A 22,545-nucleotide genomic window follows, 5' to 3' on the forward strand; every position below is an offset into this window, starting at 1 on the left:
GTCAGTCGATCCGCTCGACGAAGATTCGGATGCGGCCGCCGCAGGAGAGCCCGACCCGCCACGCGGTCTCGTCGGCGACGCCGAACTCGATCACCCGCGGCTTGCCGTCGGCGATGGCGTCGGCGGCTTCCGTGATGACGGCGCCCTCGACGCAACCGCCGGAGACCGAACCGAGAAAGTTGCCCTCGCCGTCGACGACGAGGTGGCTGCCGACCGGACGCGGCGCCGATCCCCAGGTCTCGATCACGGTCGCGAGCGCCACGTCGCGGCCGTCGCGTCGCCAGGACGCGGCGATGTTCAGGATGTCGGCTTCGGTCGAGATCATCGGCGTGCCTCGAAGGCCGCGCGCGCCGGCCTCAGGATGCGGGAGCCCGGTCGCGGGCCGAGAGGTTCAGGTATGGCATCGTGGGCGGGGCGCAAGGCGCGCGCAGCGGCGGTGTTGCACAGAACGCATGACGACCGACTTCACGCGTCGGTGCAAACGCCGGCCGTCGCCGCGTCGAAGCGCTCAGCGCCCGCTGCGCCGGGTCGCCACGGTGGCGAGCGCGGCCAGGTCCTTGTCGCCGTCGCCGTGCGCGATCGCGTCGATGAGGTTGTCCCGCAGGACGCTCGCGAACGGCATCGGCACGTTCACCGCCGCCGCGGCGCCGAGGGCGAGGCCGATATCCTTGGCGCCGAGGCGGAGGCCGAAGCCCGGCGGCTCGTAGCGGTTCGCGGCGATCGACGCGCCGTAGCCCTTGTAGACCGGCGAGGCGAACAGCGTGCCGGTGAGCATGTCCAGAAGGTCGGCGCCGGCCACCCCATGACCTTCGGCGAAGGCGGCGGCCTCGCCCATCGCCTCGATCGCCGAGACCAGCATGAAGTTGCCGGCGAGCTTCACGGCATTGGCCTGATGCGGCTCGGTGCCGAAGCGCCACGTCTTCATGCCCATCGCGTCGAGGAGCGGGGCTGCGCGGTCGATCGCGCCGGCATCGCCCGCGGCGATGATATTGAGGGCGCCCGCTGCGGCCGCGTCCGGCCGCCCGAACACAGGGGCGCCGACATAGGCGATGCCGGCGCGCGCATGGATCGCGGCCAGTTCCTGCGCCAAGGCGACGGAGATCGTGCTCATCGACAGGTGGATCGCCGGCCGGCCTGCGCTGTCGAGCAGCCCGCCCTCGACGATGACGGAGCGCAGCGCTGCGTCGTCCGACAGCATGGTGATCGCCGCGTCGCCCGCGAACGCCTCGGCCGCGCTCGCCACCGGCGTCGCGCCGGAGATCCCGTGCGCAGCATCCGGGGTCCGGTTCCAGACGCGGACGGTGTGCCCGGCCTCGACCAGCTTGGCCGCCATGGCGCACCCCATGCGCCCGAGCCCGATGAATCCGACGTCCATGCGCTTCCTGCCCTCCGATGCCCGCTCGGCCTCAACGCCGATCGCGCCGGTCCGATGCAAGGCTCGGCCGTTCATTCCGCCGCGGCGGCGATCCGGGTCTCGGCGGGTTCGGCCGGGATCGCGGCGGCCAGCGGCAGCTCGATCGCGGCGGAGAGGCCGCCTTCCGGGCGATTCGTCAGGGTGAGCCAGCCGTCATGCGCTTCGACGATGGCGAGGACGATCGACAGCCCGAGGCCGAAGCCGCTCGCGTCGTTGAGATTGCGGGCCCGGTCGCCGCGAACGAACGGCTGCAGCATCGCGTCGCGCTCGGCTTCGGGAATGCCGGGGCCGGTGTCGCCGACCACGATGCGGACGCCCCGCGGCGTCTGCTCCATCGAGAGGCGCGCGCCGCCGCCGTACTTGACCGCGTTGTCGACGAGGTTGGTGATCGCCCGCTCGAGCTCGTCGGGCTTTCCGCGGACGAGCACGTGGCGACTCTGCGTGACCACGACGTCGGCGCCGACGTCGCTGAACCCGTCGCAGACCGTCTGCACCACCGAGGCGAGGTCGATCAGCGTCCGCGCGCTCGACGCGCCGCCCTGGCCGTCGCGGACGAAGGACAGGGCCGCCTCGACGAGCGCGTTCATCTGGTCGAGATCGCGCAGCGTCATGATGCGGGTGTGGTCGTCGTCGATGAACTCCGCGCGCAGCCGCAGCCGGGTGATCGGCGTGCGCAGGTCGTGGCTGATCGCGGCCAGCATCTGCGTGCGGTCGTCGATCAGGCGTCGCACGCGGTTGCGCATCCGGTCGAGGGCGCGGGAGACCGCGATCACCTCCCGCGGGCCGGCCTCGGGCAGCGCCACGTGGTCGTCCCCGGTGCCGAACGCCTCGGCGGCGCCCGCGAGCCGCGCCAGGGGCGCCGTCAGCGCCCGCGTCGCCCACACCGAGAGCAGCGCCAGCGTCAGGGCGAGGAAGATCACGGTGAAGATGATCGCGCCCTCGTGCGGCGGCCTGAGCGGGTCGTCGGGCAGGCTCGCCTGCAGCCGCGCACCGTTCGGCGTCACGATCCCGAGGCGGAGGTAGCCGTCGGCGCGCATCTCCGGCCCGCCGATCTCGACCACGGTCAGCGCCCGGCCGAAGCCGTTGCGCAGGCGGCGGACGACCGGGCGGTTGAGGCCTTCGCCCTCGGCAGCGGTCCCGGTCCAGGGTGCGATCTGAAGGTTCGGCACGCTGCGTGCCGCATTCGCCAGCAGGGCGTCGCGGTCCGGCACGGGAGCGTTGTCGAGGAGGCGGGCGACGATCGCGAGGCGCCCTGCCGCGACGCCGGGATGGTCGTCCGGCTTCCAGGGCTCGCGCAGGAGCACGAAGGCCGTGGTCGCGACCGCGTGCGCGACGACGATCGCAGCCACCACGAGCAGAGCGATCTGCCCGGCGACGCTGCGCGGGCGCAGGCGGGTCCGGATCCGGCCGAACCTCATGAGCGCGTCACCTCCGGCGTGAACAGGTAGCCGCCCGAGCGGATCGTGCGGATGATCTCGGGGTTGCGCGAATCGCGCTCGATCTTCTGGCGGATCCGGCTCACGAGCACGTCGATGCTGCGCTCGAACGGGCCGGCGCTGCGCCCCTGGGTCAGGTCGAGGAGCTGGTCGCGCGAGAGCACGCGGCCCGGGCGCAGGCACAGGGCGTGGAGCAGGTCGAACTCCGCGCCGGTGATCGAGATGCGCGCGCCCTCCGCGCTCAGCACCTGCCGCAGCGAGACGTCGAGCGTCCAGCCGACGAAGTGCATCCGGCGCGCGCCCTCCTCCCCCGCCACCTCGTTGCCGGTGCGGCGCAGGACGGCGCGGATGCGGGCCAGCAACTCGCGCGGGTTGAACGGCTTGGCGAGATAGTCGTCGGCGCCGATCTCGAGGCCGACGATGCGGTCGATCTCCTCGGCCTTGGCGGTGAGCATCAGGATCGGGATCGCCGAGCTCGCGCGCAGGCGCCGGCACAGGCTGAGGCCGTCCTCGCCCGGCAGCATCAGGTCGAGGACGATGAGGTCGACCCGGCCGTCGGCCAGCGCCCGATCCATCTCCGCGCCGTCGCCGGCGAGGGTGACGCGGCAGGCGTTGCCGCGGAGGTAGCGCGCGACCAGGTTCGCGATCTCGCGGTCGTCCTCGACGATCAGGATATGCGGGCTGGCGGGCGCGTTCATCGGCGGTCGTCTTCGGTCGCGTCCCGACGGGACTTCGCGGCTCCTTATGGCCCGAGACGCGCGACAATCGAAGATGGGGGGCGGCGGCAAATTTGTAACGGCGTGTTTCCCATGCGCGCTTCGGTGTGCGGCATCTCGAAGACGCAAGACGTTGCGTCCGCGAAACCACGCGACAGCTTGCGGCGACGGTGATCAGTACCCGCGGGCTCTGTCCACACCCGCCGGCACCCGTCCGGTGCTGCGGAAGGCCGCCACGGCCCCGGCGACGATCGCGGCCGCCGAGGCTTCGTCGGTCGGCGCCGCGACGTGGGGCAGGACCGTGACGTTCGGGTGGTCCCAGGCCGGGTGGTCGCGGGGCAGCGGCTCCTGCGCGAACACGTCGAGCACCGCGTGCCCGACCCGTCCGTCATCGAGCGCCTGCCACAGGTCGGCCTCGACGAGGTGGGCGCCGCGGCCGAAGTTGATCACGCCGGCACCCGGCGCCAGCCGGGCGAAGCAGGCGCGATCGAGGATGCCGCGTGTCTCGGCGGTGAGCGGCAGCAGGTTGACGAGGTAGGCCGCGCCGTCCAGCGCCCTGCCGAGGCCGTCGCGGCCGGAATGCGCAATCAACCCCGGAATCGCGGTGCCCGATCGGCTCCAGCCGCGGACGGGAAAGCCGAGCCCGAGCAGCAGCTCGGCCGAGGCCCGCCCCATCTCGCCCATCCCGAGGATCGCGACCGGGCACGCGCCGGCCGCGCGGGCCGGGTGCTGGCGCCATTCGCGGCGGCGTTGCTGCGCGGCGTAGAGCGGGAGATCGCGGTGCAGCGCGAGCACGCAGGGCGCGACGGTCTCGGCCATCGTTCGCGCCAGCGTCGGATCGACGAGACGGACGACGGGGACGGGCGGCAGCGTCGCGTCCTGCAGCAGGCGCTCGACGCCGGCCCACAGGCTGTGCACCCAAGCGAGCGCCGGCAGTCCGGCCAGCGCTCCCGGAACCGGGTTGGCGACGATCGCGATCGCGACCGTCGAGCGATCGAACTCGTCGGCAGCCGTCACGATGCGCTCGCCCGGCATCGCGTGGGCGAGCGCGTCGCGCCAGATCGCTTCCTCGGCGGGCGATTGGCTGGTGGCGAGCAGGATGGGCTCAGGCATGAGGGCGCCTCGATCGGTCGACAGGGTTGCAGATAGCCTCGGCATCGGCTTCGAACGGGCCTCCGTGGCCATCGGCGCGGGGCTGCCTGCGGTTCGGCGCAGGGCTCCCGGCCTTTTCGGATCGGTTCTTCGCGCCAGATATCGGTTTCACTCCATCGATCCGACCTGTGAGCGAAGAATGGCCAAGCCCGTCCATGCGATGATCCGCGTCCGCGACGAGGCGCGCTCGGTCGCCTATTACGAGGCGGCCTTCGGGCTCGCCATCTCCGACCGCTTCGACTTTCCCGATTTCACCCTGGTGTACATGCGCGCGCCGGACTCGCCCTTCGAGATCGAGCTGACGGTCAACAAGGACCGGACCGAGGCCTACGATCTCGGCGACGGCTACGGCCACGTCGCCGTCACCGTCGCGGATCTCGCCGCCGAGCACGCCCGCTTCACCCGCGAGGTGCTTTCGGCGACGGACATGAAGACGCTCAAGCACGGCGACACCGAGCTGGCGCGGTTCTTCTTCGCCACGGACCCCGACGGCTACAAGATCGAGGTGATCCAGCGCGGCGGCCGCTTCGCCTGACCCCGACACGAACCGACGAGACCATGACACGCATGAACGGCCCGACCCGCATCGTCTGCCTCCGCCACGGCGAATCGACCTTCAACGCCGCCCACCGCGCGACCGGCCGCGATCCCGACCATCGCGACGCCCGCTTGACGCCGCGCGGCCGGGAGCAGGCGCGCGCGGCGCGGGCGGCGCTCTCCGAGATCCCGTTCGACCTCGTGGTAGTCTCGCCGCTGACCCGCGCGATCGAGACGACCGCGCTGGTCTTCGCCGACCATCCGGCCGAGCCGAAGCTCCTCGTCGAGGTGCTGCATCGGGAGTGCCAGGAGAGCAGCTGCGACGTCGGCCGGGTCGCCTCCGAGATCGCGGCGGAGTTCCCGCATCTCGACGTGGGGCACCTGCCCGAGGTGTGGTGGCACGCCGAGGAGGGGTCCGACGTCGGCGGTCATCCGGTCGAGCCGCGGCACCTGTTCGACCAGCGCGTCGCCGGGTTTCGGGAATGGCTGCGCGCGCGGCCCGAGCGGACGATCGCAGTGGTCGGCCACGGCACGTTCTTCTTCCACCTCACCGGCCTCTGGCTCGACAACTGCGAGACCGTCGAGCTCGATCTCGACGCGGCTTCCGTCGCCGCCTGACGCGTACGCGTGATCGCGGCTCAGGCGTGCGCAGCCGATCGGGCGGCGTCGAGGCGGTCGCGTGCGGCGAACAGGTCGATGTCGGGCGCCTGCCGCCCGATCCGCAGCGCGCCGTCGAGGATCACGGCCGCCCGCGCCCACGTGCCCGGGGCGAACGGCGCCGCCCCCTCGGCGATCTCGGCCGCGCAGCGCGGATCCTCCGCTGCGCGGATCGCCGCGCTTGCGGTGCGGGAGACCGCGGCCGCCAATGCTCCGGAGACCCAGGCGCGCTGACCCGATGCGGCCTGCGCTCGCGCTCCACCCGCCCAGGCGGCCGAACGCGCGGCCGCCAGCGCCTCGTCGAGATCCGCCGCGGCGGCGCAGCGGGTGGCGAGGGCGGCGAATCCGGCCCGCTCGAGCAGCGGCGGGAGAAGGCTGCGGATGCTTTCGAGGGCCAGAAAGGCCGTCCGCTTCGCCTCGACCGCCGGCGTGTCGGCGGAGCCGGACAGGCGCAGGACGAAGGCCATCAGGCGGTGGCGCTCGCCGTCCGGCATCGCGTCGTTGAGGCCGAGCGCGTAGGCCGCGAGCGGGCGCGAGAAGCAGGGCGGGCATTCGTCGCTCGACCGGATCGCGCGGTAGGGCAGCCCCGCGGCGACGAGGGCCGCCTCGTTGATGCAGGTGCCGCCGTCGGGTCCCGGAAACGGGTGCGAGCCCGAGAGCAGCCGCCAGTTCAGGATGTGGTCGAACCCTGCCATGCGGCGCCTCGCGTGCCGGGCTCCCCGCCCGGACCGGAGCGTGGCATGGCGGCGTGCCGTTGGCGAGGGGCGATCAGCCGCCGATGTCGAGCGCGAGGCCCGACAGCATCGCCAGCCCGAGCACCAGCACGAAGGCGCCGGCCAGCAGCTCGAGCGCGCCGATCGCCACGACGCCCGCGCGTCCGCGACCGCCGGCGATCCGCAGGGCGGCGCCCTTGGCAAAGACCGCGAGGCTCGCCAGCGCGCCGGTGGTGAGCGCCGTGCCGAGCGACATGGCGAAGACCGCGAGGACGCCCGCAGCCAGCATGTTCTGCGCGGCGGCGAAGACCAGGATCAGCACCGCTCCGGCGCATGGCCGCGAACCGGCGGCGACGACCACGCCGGCGCGCTCCCGCCAGGTGTCGAGCGTTTCGAGCGCCCGCGCGTCGGCGAGGCGGGCATGGCCGCATTCGGGGCCGCAGGCGGCGGGCGCGCCGAGGTCGGCGAGGCGCCCGGCCTTGCGCCACGTCACCGCCAGCCCGATCGCGGCGACGAGGGCGAAGCTGACGATCTCGATGGTGTTGCCGGCCCGCGTCATTCCGGCGGCGGTGGCGCCGAGCACGAGGCGGCCGGTCCCGACGATCGCGATCGCCACCAGCGCCTGCAGGATCGCGGCGGCGAAGCTCAAGCCGAAGCCGCGGCGCAAGGCCCGCTCGCCGGCGAACAGGTAGCCGGCGATCACGGCCTTGCCGTGCCCGGGGCCGGCGGCATGGAAGATGCCGTAGGCGAAACCGAGCGTGACCAGCGGCATCCAGTCGCCGCCGCCCTTGATCGCGGCGAGCGCGGCCTGAAGGCTGCGCGAAAAGCTCGACTGGATCGCCAGGAGCCAGCCGCCGAGCCCGGTCGCCGACGGCGCGGCCTCGCGGAAGCCGATGCCGAAGGGCGAGCGCGGCGGCGGCGCCGAGAGGCCGGGCGCCGCGAGCCAGACCAGGCCGACGAGGATCAGGGCCGCGACCGCGACCGCGACGGCGGCGGCGACCAGCATCAGCCGCAGCGGCCGGCGGCGTGCAGGCTGGATGGCGAGCGTGGCGCCTACGGACATGCGACGAGGATCCGGTTCGCGAACTGCACCCCGTAGCCGGAAGCGGCCGTCAGCGCCTCGAAGAACGCCTCGCTCATCCCGGGGGCGCCGGCCTCCGCCGTCTTGGGCTCGGGGGTCTTCGGCCGCGTCACCGTCGCCGCGCAGCCGCTCGGTGCACCGACGAGCGTCGCGGCATCCGGCGCCTCGGACAGGCCGAAGGACACGAAGTAGGTCGGGTCATAGACCTCGAGCGCGAGCACGCCGCGCCCCTGCGCGGGCGGCGTCTTCAGCGGCAGGCGGAAGCTCAGGGTGAGCGTGTCGCCCTCCATCGCCATCCGCGGCTCGACCGGGTCGGCGAAGGCCTGCTCCTTGCCGCCGACCTTCAGCTTGGTGAAGTAGCCGAACTCGGCGAGATTCCCGGTGTTCTCGGCGGCGAGGGTCTGAAGCTCGTCCGGCGTCAGCTTGCCGTCCTTGTTCGCGTCGAGCCCCTGGGTGACGAAGGCCGTGTAGGCCGCGTCGAAGGTCCAGACGTGGCGCACCGCGACCACCTTGCCGCCCGCGTACCCGATCTCGGCCTTCGCGGTCACCCAGACGTGCGGGTGGGCCGCTGCGGGCGCGACGGCGGAGGCCAGCCATGCGGCGGCCAGTGCGGGACGAAGGATCGCGGCTGTCGGCTTCATGCGTTTGGGACGCTCGCGGCGCTGTGGTGAAGGATCCGTTAAGCGCGGGCCACCTTGTCCGCAGGCGCTGGGGCGAAAGCGAGGCGGAGCGCGACGCGGCCGATGCGCGGAGCGGTCGAGCGGGTGACCCGAGGCATCGTCGTCATGGCCATGGCGGGCCGATCGTATTACCCGAGCGGACCGAAGGTCGGCCGCCGCCCCGGCAAGATCCCGCGCCGTTCGCCCGCACCGTCATCCAACCGTCATGATGGCGTCGCAGGCAGGCGCCGACCCGTCAGGCCAGAGGCTTTCCATGGACTTTCACCGCCGCTTCACCGTGCTGATGTGCGCGCCGGCCTTCGATCCGGACGACCTCGAAGGCGTCCGCGTCGCGCAGATCGTCACCGCGGTCGAGGGGCGCGGCTTCGAGGTGATCCGGGCGCGGCGCGTCGAGGACGCGGCGATCGCCGTGCAGACCGACGCGGCGATCGGCTGCATGGTGGTCGACTGGGGCAAGCGCGGCCTCGACGGCAAGGCGGCCTCGCTGATCGACATGATGCGGCGGCGCGGCCTCGAGATGCCGATCGTCATCCTCGTGCGCCGCAAGCGGCTTGAGGACATCCCGGTCGAGCTGCTCGACTTCATCGACGGCTACATCTTCCTGGCGGAGGAGACGCCGGAATTCATCGCCCGCGGCCTCGTCTCCCGCGTGACCCAGTATGCCGAGACCCTGAAGACGCCGTTCTTCGGCGCGCTCGTCGACTACGCCGAGAAGGGCAACCAGCTCTGGACCTGCCCGGGCCACAACGGCGGCATCTTCTACAACCGCTCGCCGATCGGGCGGATCTTCGTCGAGCATCTCGGCGAGGCGATCTTCCGCGACGACCTCGACAACTCGGTCCTCGACCTCGGCGACCTCCTGACCCACGAGGGGCCGGCGCTGAAGGCGCAGAAGGAGGCGGCGCAGATCTTCGGGGCGGAGAAGACCTACTTCGTCCTCAACGGCACCTCGGCCTCGAACAAGGTGGTGCTCGGGTCTCTGGTCGCGGAGGGCGACCTCGTCCTGTTCGATCGCAACAACCACAAGGCCGCCCATCACGGCGCCCTGATGCTCGCCGGCGGCATCCCGATCTTCCTCGAGACCGACCGCAACGCCTACGGGCTGATCGGGCCGATCTACCACGAGGCCCTGGACGAGACCGCCATCCGCGAGAAGATCCGCCGCAACCCGCTGGTCGAGGACAAGGAGGCGTGGCGCCGCGAGCGTCCGTTCCGCGTCGCGGTGATCGAGCAGTGCACCTACGACGGCACGATCCTCGACGCGCAGGGCGTCGTCGAGCGGATCGGGCACCTGTGCGACTACATCCTGTTCGACGAGGCCTGGGCCGGCTTCATGAAGTTCCACCCGCTCTTCGTCGGCCGCTTCGCCATGGGCCTGAAGGGGCTCGACGAGACCTCGCCGGGCATCATCGCCACGCAATCGACCCACAAGCAGCTCGCGAGCTTCAGCCAGGCCTCGCAGATCCACACCAAGGACGGGCACATCCGCGGCCAGACCCGGCGCGTCGAGCACCGCCGCCTCAACGAAAGCTTCCTCGTCCACGCATCGACCTCGCCGTTCTACCCGATCTTCGCCTCGCTCGACGTCGGGGCGCAGATGATGAAGGGCCGCTCGGGCATGATCCTGTGGGACGACACGATCCGTCTCGGGATCGAGTGGCGCAAGAAGGTCCGCGCCATCCGCCGCGAGTTCGAGGAGAAGGAGGGCGATCCGAACCGGCGCTGGTTCTTCGACGCCTTCGTGCCCGACGTGACCCCCGGCCCGGACGGCGTCAACGTGCCGTGGGAGAGCCTGACGACGGACGTGCTCGCCTCGGACCCGAAGCACTGGGAGCTGCGCCCCGGCGCGCGCTGGCACGGCTTCACCCATGTCGGGCCCGAAACCTCGCCCGGCTACGCGATGACCGACCCGAACAAGCTGACGGTGCTGACGCCGGGCTTCGACCGGGCGACCGGGGAATACGCCGCCCACGGCGTTCCGGCCCCGATCGTCGCGCAGTACCTGCGCGAGAACCGCATCGTCGCCGAGAAGAACGACCTGAACTCGCTGCTCTTCCTGCTGACCCCCGGCGTCGAATCCTCGAAGGCCGGCACGCTGATCTCGGGCCTGGTCGCCTTCAAGCGCCTGCACGACGACAACGTGCTCCTGGAGGACGCGATGCCGGAGTTCGTGCGGCGGCGCCCGAACCGCTACCGCGGCGTGCGGCTTCGCGACCTTTGCGCCGACTTCCACGCCTTCCACCGCGAGCACGGCACCTCGATGCTCCAGCGCAAGCAGTTCCAGCCCGAGCACCTGCCCGAGATGGTGATGGCGCCCAAGGCCGCGGCGCAGATGCTGACCCGCAACAACGTCGATTTCGTCCCGATCGCCGAAGCCGAGGGGCGTGTGGCGACGACCTTGCTTCTGGTCTACCCGCCCGGGATCGGCACGGTGCTGCCCGGCGAGCGGATCGATGAGCGGGCCAAGCCGATGCTGGACTATTTCAAGATGTTCGAGCGCTCCGCGAACCTGTTTCCAGGCTTCGAGGCCGAGATCCAGGGCGTGTACCGTCAGGTCGAGCCGGACGGGCAGATCCGCTTCCACACCTACGTCATGCGCGAGGCGCGCTGATGGAGGACGCGGGCCCGGCGGGCGACTTCGCGATCCCAGAGCCGGCCGCGTCCTGCGCCGACATCGTCATCCGCCCGTCGTCGGACGCGGACCTCGCAGCGATGGTGGCGATCTACGAGCACCACATCCGCCGCGGCGTCGGCGACGTCGGCGACTTCGAGGAGGATCGCCTCCTCCCCGACGACCTGCGCCGGCGCCGCAAGACCATGCGCAAGAAGCGCCTGCCCCACCTCGTCGCCGACCGGAACGGCCAGGTCGCGGGCTACGCCTACGCGGTGCCGTTCCGGAAGCGGCCGGCCTACCGCTACACGCTCAAGCACTCGATCTACGTGCATCCCGAGCACCTGCATGCCGGGATCGGCCGACGCCTGCTGCCGGCGCTGATCGAGGCCTGCGCCGCGGGCGGCTACCGTCAGATGATCGGCTACATCGATTCCGAGAACGCGGCTTCGCTGCGCCTGCACGAGGCCTGCGGCTTCGTCCGCGTCGGCCACCTGCCCGCGGTCGGCTACAAGTACGGCCGCTGGAGCGACAGCGTGATGGTGCAATGCGCCCTCGGCTCCGGCTCCGACGACCAGCCCTCGACGTGGCGGAAGCCGGTGGAGGCGCTGGTGGCGGGGCACGACTGGACCGGCAAGTAGCCGGGGCCCGACGCCCGCCGGTGCGCTGCGGCGAACTCCCGCCGGCGCGGCACGTTGTCGGACACCCGCGCTCGCGGCCCGGCGGACCGTCCATCGCCGTGAGCCGCGCGACCGCCTGCGACAAAGGACCCGGCATGCCCCGCTCCGACAGCCCCGTGCTGCAGCCCTACACCCTCGGCGACCTCACCCTCAGCAACCGCATCGTGATGGCGCCGCTGACCCGGAGCCGTTCCTCGACCGACGGCGTGCCGCCGGACTTCGCCGCCGATTATTACGGCCAGCGCGCCACCGCGGGGCTGATCATCTCGGAGGCGACCAACATCTCGCCGCAGGCCGTCGGCTACGCCTACACGCCGGGGATCTGGTCGGAGGCGCAGGTCGAGGCCTGGCGCCGGATCGTCAGCACGGTGCACGCCAACGGCGGCCGCATCTTCCTGCAGCTCTGGCACACGGGCCGGATCTCGCATCCCGACCTGCAGCCGGAACATCGGCCGCCGGTCTCGGCCTCGGCGATCCGGCCGGATGGCACCGCCTTCACCGAGGAGGGCATGAAGGCGCACGTGACGCCGCGCGCCCTGGAGGCCGACGAGATCCCGGGAATCGTCGAGGATTACCGGCGCGCCGCCGAGAACGCGAAGCGCGCCGGGTTCGACGGCGTCGAGATCCACTCGGCCAACAACTATCTGCTCGAGCAGTTCGTCCGCGATTCGACGAACACGCGCACCGACGCGTATGGTGGATCGATCGAGAACCGGCTGCGGTTTCCGCTCGCGGTGGTGAAGGCGGTCACGGACGTCTGGGGCGGCGGTCACCGTGTCGGCATCCGCCTCTCGCCGGCGACGACCGAGCCCGGCAAGACGCCCCTCGACAGCGATCCGCACGCGACCTTCGGCGCCTACGTCGATGCGCTGTCGAAGTTCGGCCTTCTCTACATCCACACCATCGAGGGCGTGACCCAGCAGACCCGCGACGTGCCCAACAGCGTCGACTTCCTCGACCTGCGGAAGCGCTTTTCGGGGGCCTATGTCGGCAACAACCAGTACACGCTGGAGCTTGCCGAGAAGGAGCTCGCGGATGGGCACGCCGACCTGTTCAGCTTCGGCCGGCCCTACATCGCCAATCCCGACCTCGTGGGACGGCTGGCGTCCGGTGCCCCTCTCGCCGAGGCGCCGAAGCCGTACTGGTATGGCGGCGGTGCCAACGGCTACTCGGATTGGCCCGGCATGAATGGGCCGGTAGCGATCAAGCGCTGACGCTCGGACCCGGCGCGCTCACGGGGCGCGTTGGGCCGCGCGCGAGGATCAGTGCTGCAGGATCTTCGACAGGAACTGCTGCGCGCGCTCGCTGCGCGGCTGGCCGAAAAAGTCGTCCTTGCGGGCGTCCTCGACGATCTCGCCGCGATCCATGAAGATGACCCGGTCGGCGACCTTGCGGGCAAAGCCCATCTCGTGGGTCACCACCATCATGGTCATGCCCTCCTTGGCGAGCTCGACCATCACGTCGAGCACCTCGCCGACCATCTCGGGGTCGAGCGCCGAGGTCGGCTCGTCGAACAGCATCACCACCGGGTTCATCGCCAGCGCGCGGGCGATCGCCACGCGCTGCTGCTGACCGCCGGAGAGCTGGCCGGGATACTTGTTGGCGTGCGCCGACAGGCCGACGCGGGCGAGCAGGTCGAGCCCCTTCTTCTTCGCCTCCTCGGCCGGGCGCTTCAGCACCTTGCGCTGGGCGACGGTGAGATTCTCGGTAATCGAGAGGTGCGGAAACAGCTCGAAGTGCTGAAACACCATCCCCACGCGGGAGCGGAGCTTCGGCAGGTCGGTGGCCTTGTCGACGACCTTGGTGTCGTTGACCGTAATCTGGCCCTTCTGGATCGGCTCCAGAGCGTTGACGCACTTGATCAGGGTCGACTTGCCCGAGCCCGAGGGGCCGCACACCACCACGACCTCGCCCTTGGCGACCTGCGTGGTGCAGTTCGTCAGCACCTGAAAGTCGCCGTACCACTTGCTGACGTTGTCGATGGCGATCATCGGCGCGCCGGTCGCGAGCTTCGGCGGCGGGCTCGACAGCGGGCCGGACTGCAGGCCGGCATCCATTGGCGCGACGGAGCCGGGAGCGACGGGGGTCTTGGCGGTGGAGGCCGGCATCGGCGTCGAGGTCATAACGCGGTCCTTGTACGGCGATCAGCGGATGATGGCGACGCGGCGCTGCAGCCGGCGCACCAGGAACGAGGCCGAGAAGCACACGGCGAAGTAGACGACCGCGGCGAACAGGTACATCTCGACCAGGCGCCCGTCGCGCTGGGCCACCTTCGAGGCCGCCCCCAGGAAGTCGGTCAGCGACAGCACGTAGACCAGCGAGGTGTCCTGGAAGAGCACGATCGTCTGCGTCAGCAGCAGCGGCAGCATGTTGCGGAAGGCCTGCGGCAGCACGACGGTGATCATCGTCTGCGCGTAGGTCATGCCCAGCGCGTAGGCCGCCCCGGTCTGCCCCTTCGGGATCGACTGGATGCCGGCGCGCATGATCTCGGAGAAGTACGCCGCCTCGAACAGCGTGAAGGTGATGAGCGCTGAGGAGAAGGCGCCGACCTGGATCGGGCGCGAGGCGCCGGTGAGGTAGGCGCCGATATAGGGCACCAGAAAGTAGAACCAGAAGATCACCAGCACGAGCGGCAGGGAGCGCATCAGCTCGACATAGACCTTGGCCACGTGCTTGAGGCCGGGCACGCCCGAAAGGCGCGCCATCGCCAGCAGGGTCCCGAGGATGACGCCCATGCCGGCGGCGAGCGCGGTCAGGGTGACGGTGAAGACCATGCCCTGACCGAACAGGTAGGGCAGCGATCCGAAGACGACGCCGAAATCGAAGTTCGAGAACATCAGCGCTGCCCGGGAACCGCCACGCTGCGCTCCAGGAGGGACGCGAGCAGGATGACGACGAGGTTGATGAGGACGTACAGGATGGTCGCCGCCGTGAACGCCTCGAACACCTGGAACGAGAATTCCTGCATCGAGCGCGCGCGGGCCGTCAGCTCGAGCAGGCCGATGGTGAGGGCGACGGAGGTGTTCTTGAGGTTGTTCAGGAACTCCGAGGTCATCGGCGGCAGGATGATCCGGTAGGCATTCGGCAGCAACACGTAGCGATAGGTCTGGTAGACCGTGAAGCCCATCGCCGTGCCGGCGAGGCGCTGGCCCCGGGGCAGCGACTGGATGCCGGCGCGGACCTGCTCGGCGACGCGGGAGGCGGTGAAGAAACCGAGGCAGACGACGCCGGTGTAGAACGGCGCGTTCGGCAGCTGCTTCAGCGCGTTGCCCCACGCCTGCGGCAGCACCTCCGGAAGCACGAAGTACCACAGGAACATCTGCACCAGCAGCGGGATGTTGCGGAACAGCTCGACATAGGCCGTGCCGACGGCATTGGCGCCCTTGGAGGGCAGCGTCCGCATCACGCCGATCAGCGAGCCGAGAAAGAAGGCGATGATCCAGGAGCAGAGCGCGGTCGCGATCGTCCAGACCAGGCCCGAGAGCAGCATGTCGGCGTAGGTGCCGGTGCCTTCGGGCGATTGTTCGAAGAAGATGCCCCAATTCCAGTTGTAGTTCATCGCCCGCGCTTCACCGTTCTCGTTCGTTCGATCCGTGGCGCGGATCCCGGGCGGCAGCGCCGCCCGGGATCCGCCGGCTCAGGCTCAGTAGGCGGCCGGGTCGGCGCTGTCGCTCGGGCTCTTGAACTGCTTGGCCATCGCCTCGCTCATCGGAAGCTTGAGGTTGATGTTGCGCGGCGGGATCGGCTTCTCGAACCACTTGCTGTAGAGCGCCTTGCCCTCGGGGCTCTCGTACAAAGCCTTCGTCGCGGCATCCGCCACCGCCTTGAACGGCGCGTCGTCCTTGCGCAGCATGATGCCGTAGGGCTCGGGCTTCGACAGGGCTTCCGTCGAGATCTCGTAGGCGTCGGGGGTCTTGGAGCCTGCGACCAGCGAGGCGAGCAGCACGTCGTCCATCACGAAGGCGACGGCACGGCCGGTCTCGACCATCAGGAACGCCTCGGCGTGGTCCTTGGCGGGCAGGATCGTCAGGCCCATGCTCTTGGCGGTGTTGGCCTCGTTGATCTGCTTGATGTTCGTCGTGCCCGAGGTCGAGACCACGGTCTTGCCCTTGAGGTCGTCGATCGTGTGCAGCTTGGCGTCCTTCTTCGAGACGTAGCGCGTCGCCGTCAGGAAGTGGGTGTTGGTGAACGCCGCCTGCTTCTGGCGGTCGGCGTTGTTCGTCGTCGAGCCGCACTCGAGATCGATCGTGCCGTTGGCGATCAGCGGGATGCGGGTCGCGGAGGTGACCGGGTTGAGCTTCACCTCCATGCCCGGGAGCTTGAGCTCCTTCTTCACCGCCTCGGCGATCTTGAGGCAGATGTCCATCGCGTAGCCGACCGGCTTCTGGTCGCCGTCGAGGTAGGAGAACGGAACCGAGGAATCACGGTAGCCGATGGTGAGGGCGTTGGTGTCCTTCACCTTCTTCAGCGTGCCGGTCAGTTCCTGGGCCTGCGCGCCGGCGGAGACCACGGCCGCGCCGAGCGCGAGGGCGGCCACGATCCCGCGACGATCGAACTTGGATTGCGTCAAAACGAAACTCCCGAAACGAGCCGCACGAACATGGCGGCGTGTGGCGGACGCGCAGAAAGCGGCCGGCGCTGGCCGTGCCTCTGCAATGATGGTGCCGGAACGGGGGCGGGCGAAGCAAGCTTGGCCGATATGGTGGGGACAACTCTCGCGAGCATCGGGACCGGGTCGTCCCGCACCGTCGCCAGACCGGGACCGATTTCGGTCTCCGTCCGTGAGCGGTCTGCCCGCATGGAGCGAGGCCGTCGCGCGTCGGCGTTCACAGGTTCCACCCGGTTGTCGATCCGAACCTCGGAGCCGGGCAATTTCGCCCATGCAGGGTGCAGTGTGCACGTTTCGTGAGCGGGCGCACCGGGAATCCGGGGTTCGGCGACGATTATGCCTGAAAAGCCGCCGATCTGTCTCGCCGCGTAGGCATGAAAGAGCCGCCCCGCGTGGTGTGGGACGGCTCGGACGCGGCGACGCGAGGACGCGCTACTTGGTCAGCTCGTTGCCGGCGTAATCGATGTTGCCGGCCGCGTTCTTCTTCCACTGGTACATCACGTAGTCGGGCTTCGTGATGTCGCCCTTCTTGTCGTAGGCGATCGGGCCGACGACGGTGTCGACCGGCTTGCCCTGGTGCAGCCAGTCCGCGAGCTTCTTGCCGTCGGTCGACCCGGTCTCGGACATGGCCTTGGCCAGCACCTGGACCGCGGCGTACGAGTAGAGGGTGTAGCCCTCCGGATCGATGCCCTTCGCCTTGAAGCCGGCGAGCGCGTCCTTGGCGTTGGGGTTCTTGCGCGCGTCCGGCGGGAACGTCGTCAGCGTGCCCTCCGCCGCCGGCCCTGCGATCGCCACCAGCTCCTTGTCGACGAGGCCGTCGCCGCCCATCAGCGGCGCCTTCAGGCCCTGGTCGCTCATCTGGCGCAGGATCAGGCCGGCTTCGGTGTAGTAGCCGCCGAAGTAGACCACGTCGATCTTGGCGGATTTCAGCTTCGACACGAGCGCCGAATAGTCCTTCTCGCCCGGGTTGATGCCCTCGTAGATCGCGTCCTTGCCGCCCTTGGCCTTCAGCGCCTTCAGGGTCTCGTCGGCGAGACCCTTGCCGTAGGGGGTCTTGTCGTGGACGAAGGCGATCTTCTTGCCCTTGAAGTGCGTCGCGAGATAATCGCCCGCGACCGCGCCCTGCTGGTCGTCGCGGCCGCAGGTGCGGAACACGTTCCAGAGGCCGCGCTCGGTGAACTTCACCGCCGTCGAGGCCGGCGTGACCTGGATGATGCCGGCGTCCTGGTAGACGTCGGAGGCCGGGATCGAGACGCCGGAATTGTAGTCGCCGACCACCACCTTCACGCCGTCGGAGGCGAACTTGTTGGCGACCGAGACGCCCTGCTTCGGATCGGACGCGTCGTCGCCGACGAGGACCGAGAACGTCGTGCCCTTCACCGCCCCGGACTTGTTCAGGTCCTCGACGGCCTGGGTGGCGCCGTTCTTGAGCTGCGTGCCGATCGCGGCGCTGTTGCCGGTGATCGGCGCGGCGATGCCGAGCTTGACCTCGGCCGCCTGGGCCGCCGCGAGCATGGCACCGAGCCCGAGGCCCGCCAGTAGTAACGCTCTCATCTCAAATCCCCTTGGTTGTGATCTGAATTCGGACCGTCGGCGCCGGGCAAGAATCGTGCGCTCGGCACGCACGCGCGCCGATTGAGATCACGGCCCGCCGGCCGCCGGCTCGCGTGTCCGCCACGTCAGCGGCGAAGTCCGCTCGTAGAGCCAGCGATACTGGGTCGTCATCTGCCGCGTCCGCGTCCATCGGTAGCCCGCCGCGCCGACGATCATGACGACGATGGCGTCGACCGCATAGTATTGGGCTGACAAAAGCGTGCCGCCGAATAGCGCGAAGTGGATGAATCGCACCGCCGCCGCCACCGCGAGGAGCGCCGGCACGATCTGCCAGAACGGGCGCCATGCCTTGGCCAGGCCGCGGGCGGCCATCCACCCGGCCCAGCCGCCCATCGCGACGGTGACGAGGAGGAAGAGGCCGATCGACTCCTCTTCGTAGATCAGGCCCTGCATCGCGTCAGACCTCCACCGGGGCGCCGTGGCCGCCCTCGAGATAGGCGGCCTTGATCGCGGGGTCGGCGAGCAGCGCCCGGCCGGTGCCGCTCATGGTGATGCGCCCGTTGACCAGCACGTAGCCGCGATGCGCCAGCTTCAGCGCGTGGTAGGCGTTCTGCTCCACGAGGAAGATCGTCATGCCGTCGCGCCGGTTCAGGTCGCGCACCGCGTCGAAGATGCCCTTCACCACCAGCGGCGCGAGCCCGAGCGAGGGCTCGTCGAGCAGCAGGAGGCGCGGCCGGCTCATCAGCGCGCGGGCGATGGCCAGCATCTGCTGCTCGCCGCCGGACATGGTGCCGGCGCGCTGGGTCAGCCGCTCCTTCAGGCGGGGAAACAGGGCGCAGACGCGCTCCAGGTCCTGGGCGAAGTACCGCCTGTCGTGGAGCGCGGCGCCCATCTGCAGGTTCTCGTGCACGCTCATGCGCGGGAAGACCCGGCGGCCCTCCGGCGACTGCGCGATCGCGAGCCGCGCGATCTCGTGGGTCGGCAGGCGGGTGATGTCGCGCCCGTCGTAGGTGATGGTGCCTTCGCGCGCCTGCGGCGCCCCGAAGATCGTCATCATCAGGGTCGACTTGCCGGCGCCGTTGGCGCCGATCAGCGTGACGATCTCGCCCTCGGTGACGTCGAGATCGACGTCGCGCAAAGCCGCGACGCTGCCGTAGTAGGTCGAGACGCCGCGCACCGCGAGCAGGGTCTTGGCCGGAGCCTTCCCCGCCGCGAGCGCCCGGGTCTCTTCCACGAGCACGTTGATCCCGGCGACGCTCAAGCCTCGACCTCCAGATGGGTGACGGTGAGGCCGACCTCCGCCTCGACGGCCTCGACCTCCTCGTCCTCGACGCCGAGATAGGCGGCGATGACGCGCGGGTCGGCCCGGACCTCGCCGGGGGTGCCGTCGGCGATCTTCACGCCGTAATCGAGCACGACGACGTGGTCGGAGATCTCCATCACCACGGACATGTCGTGCTCGATCAGCAGCACGGAGGTGTCGTGCGCGTCGCGGATGTGGCGCAGCAGCGCGTTGAGCTCGCCCGATTCGCGCGGGTTGAGGCCGGCGGCCGGCTCGTCGAGGCAGAGCAGCACCGGCTCGGTGCACATCGCGCGGGCGATCTCGAGCCGGCGCTGGGCGCCGTAGGGCAGATCGCCGGCGGGGTCGTCGGCCCGCTCGATCAGGCCGATGCGGACGAGCCACTCCTTCGCCCGCTCGATCGCCGCGGCTTCGGCCCGGCGGTAGACCGGCAGGCCGAGCAGCCCGAGCACGGTCATGCCCGACGCCCGCATCAGCGGCGCGTGCTGGGCGACGAGAAGGTTCTCCAGCACCGTCATCCCCTGGAACAGGCGGATGTTCTGGAAGGTGCGCGCGACCCGGCTGATCCGGTTCACGGCATGGTTCGGCAGGCGCTCCAGCAGATGCTTCGAGCCGTCGGCATGGGCGAGCGTCAGCATCCCCTCGGTCGGCTTGTAGAAGCCGGTGATGCAGTTGAAGACGGTGGTCTTGCCGGCGCCGTTCGGCCCGATCAGCGCGGTGATGTCGCCGCGATGGGCCTGGAACGACAGGTCGCCGACGGCCGTCAGCCCGCCGAAGCGCATGGTCAGGTGGTCGACGGTCAGCACGGCGTCGGCGCGGGTGGTCGGCTCGGTCATCAGCCGTGGCCCTCGCTGACATGCGCGCCCGAGATCGCGCGGCGCTCGCCCAGCGCCACCGAGGGCGTTCGCTCCGAGATCAGCCCGCGCGGGCGCCAGACCATCATCGCCACCATTGCGAGGCCGAACAGCAGCAGGCGGTACTCGTTCGGGTCGAAGCCCTGGCCGAAGATGGACTTCAGGAAGCCGAGGTTCCGCAGCATCTCGGGGCCGCCGACCATCGCCACCGCGGCGATGGCGACGCCGACCTGGCTGCCCATGCCGCCGAGCACCACGATCGCCAGGATGATCGCGCTCTCCAGGAAGTTGAAGCTCTCCGGGGAGATGAACCCCTGGCGCACGGCGAAGAACGAGCCGGCGAAACCGCCGAAGGCGGCGCCGAGGGCGAAGGCCGTCAGCTTCGTCGTGGTGGTGTTGATGCCGAGCGAACGGCAGGCGATCTCGTCCTCGCGCAGGGCCTCCCAGGCGCGGCCGATCGGCAGCCGCCGCAGCCGCAGCGTCACGACGTTGGTGATCAGGGCGAGCGCGAGGATGAGGTAGTACAGGAACACGACCCGGTGCATCGAGTCGAAGGTCAGCCCGAAGCGGGCGGCGAACCCGTCCTCGCCCGCGGTGAAGGGGATGCCGAAGAAGGTCGCGCGCGGGATCGACGAGATGCCGGCGCCGCCGCCGGTGACGTCGACCCAGTTGATCAGGACGAGGCGGATGATCTCGCCGAAGGCCAGCGTCACGATGGCGAGGTAGTCGCCGCGCAGGCGCAGCACGGGGAAGCCGAGCAGCATGCCCCACAGGGCGGCGAACAGGCCCGCGAGCGGCAGGCAGATCCAGAACGACAGGCCGAAGGTGGTGGAGAGCAGCGCGTAGGAGTAGGCGCCGACCGCGTAGAAGGCGACGTAGCCGAGATCGAGCAGGCCGGCGAGGCCAACGACGATGTTGAGGCCCCAGCCGAGCATCACGTAGGTGAGGATCAGGATGCCGAGGTCGATCCAGTAGCGTCCCTCCCCGAGGCTGCCGCTCGCGAGCGCGGCAACGACGGGCAGCGTCAGCGCCACGCCGATGAACAGCCACAGGGCCAGCATCGAGACCCGCTGCCCGGCATTCGGCGTGCCGGAGACCGCTTCCGTCGCCTGGGACCGCGACGGCCTGAGCGCGCGGCGGGCGTCGCGGCGCATCAGGACCAATCGCTGCGCGAGGCGAGCCAGGAAGATCGCGGCGCAGAGCCCGGCGACGAGAACCCAACGCGGCGTCAGCTCGAGCCCGCCGGTGGCGCCGGCATCGGTCCGGAAGCTGACCACGGGCACGCAGAGCGCGAAGGCTCCGAGCGCGTAGATGGCGGCATCCTTCAGGATGCCGGTGAGGCCGTCGGCCCCGCGGGTGGCAGCGGCCATCAGACCTTCTCGACCTCGGCGCGGCCGAGAATCCCCGACGGCATGAAGATGAGCACCACGGCGAGAATCGAGAACGCGGCCACGTCCTTGTACTCGATCGAGAAATAGGCCGACCAGAACGTCTCGATCAGCCCGATGATCAGGCCGCCCAGCACCGCGCCCGGCAGCGAGCCGATGCCGCCCAGCACCGCGGCGGTGAAGGCCTTCACGCCGGGCACGAAGCCGTCGGAGAACGAGACCACGCCGTAATACATCAGGTAGAGCACGCCCGCGACGGCCGCGAGCGCGGCGCCGAGCACGAAGGTCAGCGAGATCGTGCGATCGACGTCGATGCCCAGCAGCGCCGCCATCTTGCGGTCCTGCTCGCAGGCGCGCTGCGCCCGGCCGAAGGGCGTGCGCTGCACGAGGTACCAGAAGCCGGTGAGCAGCACCGCGGTCACCGCCATGATCAGGCACTGCTTGTAGGACAGGAACACCTGGAACCCGTCGGTCTCGAACAGGGTGATCCCGCCCGAGAGCATCGGCGGCAGCGGCTTGTTGCGCGCGCCCTGCGTCACCTGGACGAAGTTCGAAAGGAAGATCGAGACCCCGATCGCCGAGATCAGCGGCGCCAGCCGGAACGACCCGCGCAACGGCCGGTAGGCGACCCGCTCGATCGCCCAGCCCCAGAGCGCGGTCAGCACCATCGAGACGACGAGCACGATCAGGAAGGCCAGGGCGATCGAGGAGACGCCGAGCCAGGCGGTGAGAATCAGGAAGCCGATCAGCGCGATGAAGCTCGACACCATGAAGACGTCGCCGTGCGCGAAGTTGACCATGCCGATGATGCCGAACACCATCGTGTAGCCGATCGCGATCAGGCCGTAGATCGACCCGAGCGTCAGCCCGTTGATCAACTGCTGTACGAAGACATCCATCGCGTGTCCGTCTCTCTCGCCCGCGGCCGGCGGCGCATGGCGTATGGGGCAAGGCCGGGCAGGGCAAGTCCCGAACCGGCAGATCCCGGACGCGCAAGTCCCGTACCGCACGAGCGGCGCCGCCGCCACACCGTGCGACGCCCCTCAACCGCAACCGGCGGCGCCCGTGCCGGAGCATAGCCCTCGGCGCAACGAAAACGCCACGCCGGAAAATCCAATCCCCGCGAAAAACAAAAGTCGCGGACCCACGGATTAAACCGTTCT

The 22,545-nt window shown here is 70.2% G+C and carries 23 protein-coding genes; 5 read left to right on the forward strand and 18 right to left on the reverse strand.

The window, feature by feature from the left end:
• Nucleotide 1: 1 nt before the first annotated feature.
• From FV227_RS12245 to FV227_RS12265, 5 genes are all read right to left on the reverse strand, one after another.
• Nucleotides 2-325, reverse strand: coding sequence for an XdhC family protein (locus tag FV227_RS12245; protein ID WP_147859018.1), 324 nt, complete (start codon nt 323-325; stop codon nt 2-4).
• Between the two features lie 183 nt (nt 326-508).
• Nucleotides 509-1,375 (reverse strand): NAD(P)-dependent oxidoreductase, encoded by an 867-nt coding sequence (locus tag FV227_RS12250; RefSeq protein WP_147859019.1) that lies wholly within the window; start codon nt 1,373-1,375, stop codon nt 509-511.
• Nucleotides 1,376-1,446: 71 nt separating this feature from the next.
• The gene (locus FV227_RS12255) at nt 1,447-2,832 is read right to left on the reverse strand and encodes an ATP-binding protein (protein WP_147859020.1); all 1,386 of its coding nucleotides are present in this window, start codon (nt 2,830-2,832) and stop codon (nt 1,447-1,449) included.
• Nucleotides 2,829-3,548 (reverse strand): response regulator, encoded by a 720-nt coding sequence (locus tag FV227_RS12260; RefSeq protein ID WP_147859021.1) that lies wholly within the window; start codon nt 3,546-3,548, stop codon nt 2,829-2,831. The genes FV227_RS12255 and FV227_RS12260 overlap by 4 nt, the downstream gene beginning before the upstream one ends.
• Before the next feature lie 192 nt (nt 3,549-3,740).
• Entirely contained in the window at nt 3,741-4,679 is a 939-nt protein-coding gene (locus tag FV227_RS12265) for a glyoxylate/hydroxypyruvate reductase A (RefSeq protein ID WP_147859022.1), read from the reverse strand.
• Nucleotides 4,680-4,857: 178 nt separating this feature from the next.
• On the opposite strand from FV227_RS12265, the gene FV227_RS12270 reads away from it, so the two are divergent.
• Together FV227_RS12270 and FV227_RS12275 are read left to right on the forward strand one after the other, a co-directional pair.
• Nucleotides 4,858-5,253, forward strand: a complete 396-nt coding sequence (locus tag FV227_RS12270) for a VOC family protein (protein ID WP_147859023.1) — start codon at nt 4,858-4,860, stop codon at nt 5,251-5,253.
• A gap of 23 nt (nt 5,254-5,276) precedes the next feature.
• On the forward strand, nt 5,277-5,873 hold the full coding sequence (locus FV227_RS12275; RefSeq protein ID WP_147859024.1) for a histidine phosphatase family protein: 597 nt from the start codon (nt 5,277-5,279) through the stop codon (nt 5,871-5,873).
• Between the two features lie 20 nt (nt 5,874-5,893).
• Here the strand turns inward: FV227_RS12275 and FV227_RS12280 are convergent, their stop codons facing one another.
• The 3 genes from FV227_RS12280 to FV227_RS12290 all read right to left on the reverse strand — a co-directional run bounded on the left by FV227_RS12280 (nt 5,894) and on the right by FV227_RS12290 (nt 8,347).
• Complete coding sequence (locus tag FV227_RS12280; RefSeq protein WP_147859025.1) at nt 5,894-6,607, reverse strand: hypothetical protein; 714 nt, start codon at nt 6,605-6,607, stop codon at nt 5,894-5,896.
• A gap of 73 nt (nt 6,608-6,680) precedes the next feature.
• The gene (locus FV227_RS12285; RefSeq protein WP_147859026.1) at nt 6,681-7,688 is read right to left on the reverse strand and encodes a nickel transporter; all 1,008 of its coding nucleotides are present in this window, start codon (nt 7,686-7,688) and stop codon (nt 6,681-6,683) included.
• Nucleotides 7,679-8,347 (reverse strand): DUF1007 family protein, encoded by a 669-nt coding sequence (locus FV227_RS12290; RefSeq protein ID WP_147842258.1) that lies wholly within the window; start codon nt 8,345-8,347, stop codon nt 7,679-7,681. The genes FV227_RS12285 and FV227_RS12290 overlap by 10 nt, the downstream gene beginning before the upstream one ends.
• A gap of 292 nt (nt 8,348-8,639) precedes the next feature.
• Here FV227_RS12290 and FV227_RS12295 point away from each other — a divergent pair, with 292 nt between their 5' ends.
• The 3 genes from FV227_RS12295 (at nt 8,640) to FV227_RS12305 (ending at nt 12,891) form a co-directional block, all read left to right on the forward strand.
• Nucleotides 8,640-10,997 (forward strand): Orn/Lys/Arg decarboxylase N-terminal domain-containing protein, encoded by a 2,358-nt coding sequence (locus tag FV227_RS12295; protein WP_147842259.1) that lies wholly within the window; start codon nt 8,640-8,642, stop codon nt 10,995-10,997.
• Nucleotides 10,997-11,638: a GNAT family N-acetyltransferase gene (locus FV227_RS12300; protein WP_147725906.1), complete on the forward strand. Its 642-nt coding sequence runs from the start codon at nt 10,997-10,999 to the stop codon at nt 11,636-11,638. The genes FV227_RS12295 and FV227_RS12300 overlap by 1 nt, the downstream gene beginning before the upstream one ends.
• Nucleotides 11,639-11,772: 134 nt before the next feature.
• Nucleotides 11,773-12,891, forward strand: a complete 1,119-nt coding sequence (locus tag FV227_RS12305; protein ID WP_147859027.1) for an alkene reductase — start codon at nt 11,773-11,775, stop codon at nt 12,889-12,891.
• A gap of 48 nt (nt 12,892-12,939) precedes the next feature.
• Here the strand turns inward: FV227_RS12305 and FV227_RS12310 are convergent, their stop codons facing one another.
• From FV227_RS12310 to FV227_RS12355, 10 genes are all read right to left on the reverse strand, one after another.
• Entirely contained in the window at nt 12,940-13,668 is a 729-nt protein-coding gene (locus FV227_RS12310; RefSeq protein ID WP_147725919.1) for an amino acid ABC transporter ATP-binding protein, read from the reverse strand.
• Nucleotides 13,669-13,821: 153 nt separating this feature from the next.
• Nucleotides 13,822-14,514: an ABC transporter permease subunit gene (locus tag FV227_RS12315; protein WP_147725908.1), complete on the reverse strand. Its 693-nt coding sequence runs from the start codon at nt 14,512-14,514 to the stop codon at nt 13,822-13,824.
• Nucleotides 14,514-15,236, reverse strand: a complete 723-nt coding sequence (locus FV227_RS12320) for an amino acid ABC transporter permease (protein WP_147725909.1) — start codon at nt 15,234-15,236, stop codon at nt 14,514-14,516. Before FV227_RS12320 ends, FV227_RS12315 begins: the two co-directional genes overlap by 1 nt.
• Before the next feature lie 84 nt (nt 15,237-15,320).
• Nucleotides 15,321-16,247, reverse strand: a complete 927-nt coding sequence (locus FV227_RS12325; RefSeq protein ID WP_187274777.1) for an amino acid ABC transporter substrate-binding protein — start codon at nt 16,245-16,247, stop codon at nt 15,321-15,323.
• Nucleotides 16,248-16,718: 471 nt separating this feature from the next.
• Complete coding sequence (locus FV227_RS12330) at nt 16,719-17,840, reverse strand: branched-chain amino acid ABC transporter substrate-binding protein (protein ID WP_147859028.1); 1,122 nt, start codon at nt 17,838-17,840, stop codon at nt 16,719-16,721.
• Nucleotides 17,841-17,927: 87 nt separating this feature from the next.
• Nucleotides 17,928-18,293 (reverse strand): DUF6867 family protein, encoded by a 366-nt coding sequence (locus tag FV227_RS12335; protein ID WP_147842262.1) that lies wholly within the window; start codon nt 18,291-18,293, stop codon nt 17,928-17,930.
• A gap of 4 nt (nt 18,294-18,297) precedes the next feature.
• Entirely contained in the window at nt 18,298-19,101 is an 804-nt protein-coding gene (locus FV227_RS12340; protein WP_147859029.1) for an ABC transporter ATP-binding protein, read from the reverse strand.
• Nucleotides 19,098-19,976, reverse strand: a complete 879-nt coding sequence (locus FV227_RS12345) for an ABC transporter ATP-binding protein (RefSeq protein ID WP_147859030.1) — start codon at nt 19,974-19,976, stop codon at nt 19,098-19,100. The genes FV227_RS12340 and FV227_RS12345 overlap by 4 nt, the downstream gene beginning before the upstream one ends.
• Nucleotides 19,976-21,364 carry a high-affinity branched-chain amino acid ABC transporter permease LivM gene (gene livM / locus FV227_RS12350; protein ID WP_147859031.1) on the reverse strand — a complete coding sequence of 463 codons (1,389 nt, stop codon included), beginning with the start codon at nt 21,362-21,364 and terminating at the stop codon, nt 19,976-19,978. Before livM ends, FV227_RS12345 begins: the two co-directional genes overlap by 1 nt.
• Nucleotides 21,364-22,281, reverse strand: coding sequence for a branched-chain amino acid ABC transporter permease LivH (locus FV227_RS12355; RefSeq protein WP_147842264.1), 918 nt, complete (start codon nt 22,279-22,281; stop codon nt 21,364-21,366). The genes livM and FV227_RS12355 overlap by 1 nt, the downstream gene beginning before the upstream one ends.
• Nucleotides 22,282-22,545 lie beyond the last annotated feature (264 nt).

The sequence above is a fragment of the Methylobacterium sp. WL119 genome (assembly GCF_008039875.1).
Taxonomy (GTDB): Bacteria; Pseudomonadota; Alphaproteobacteria; order Rhizobiales; family Beijerinckiaceae; genus Methylobacterium.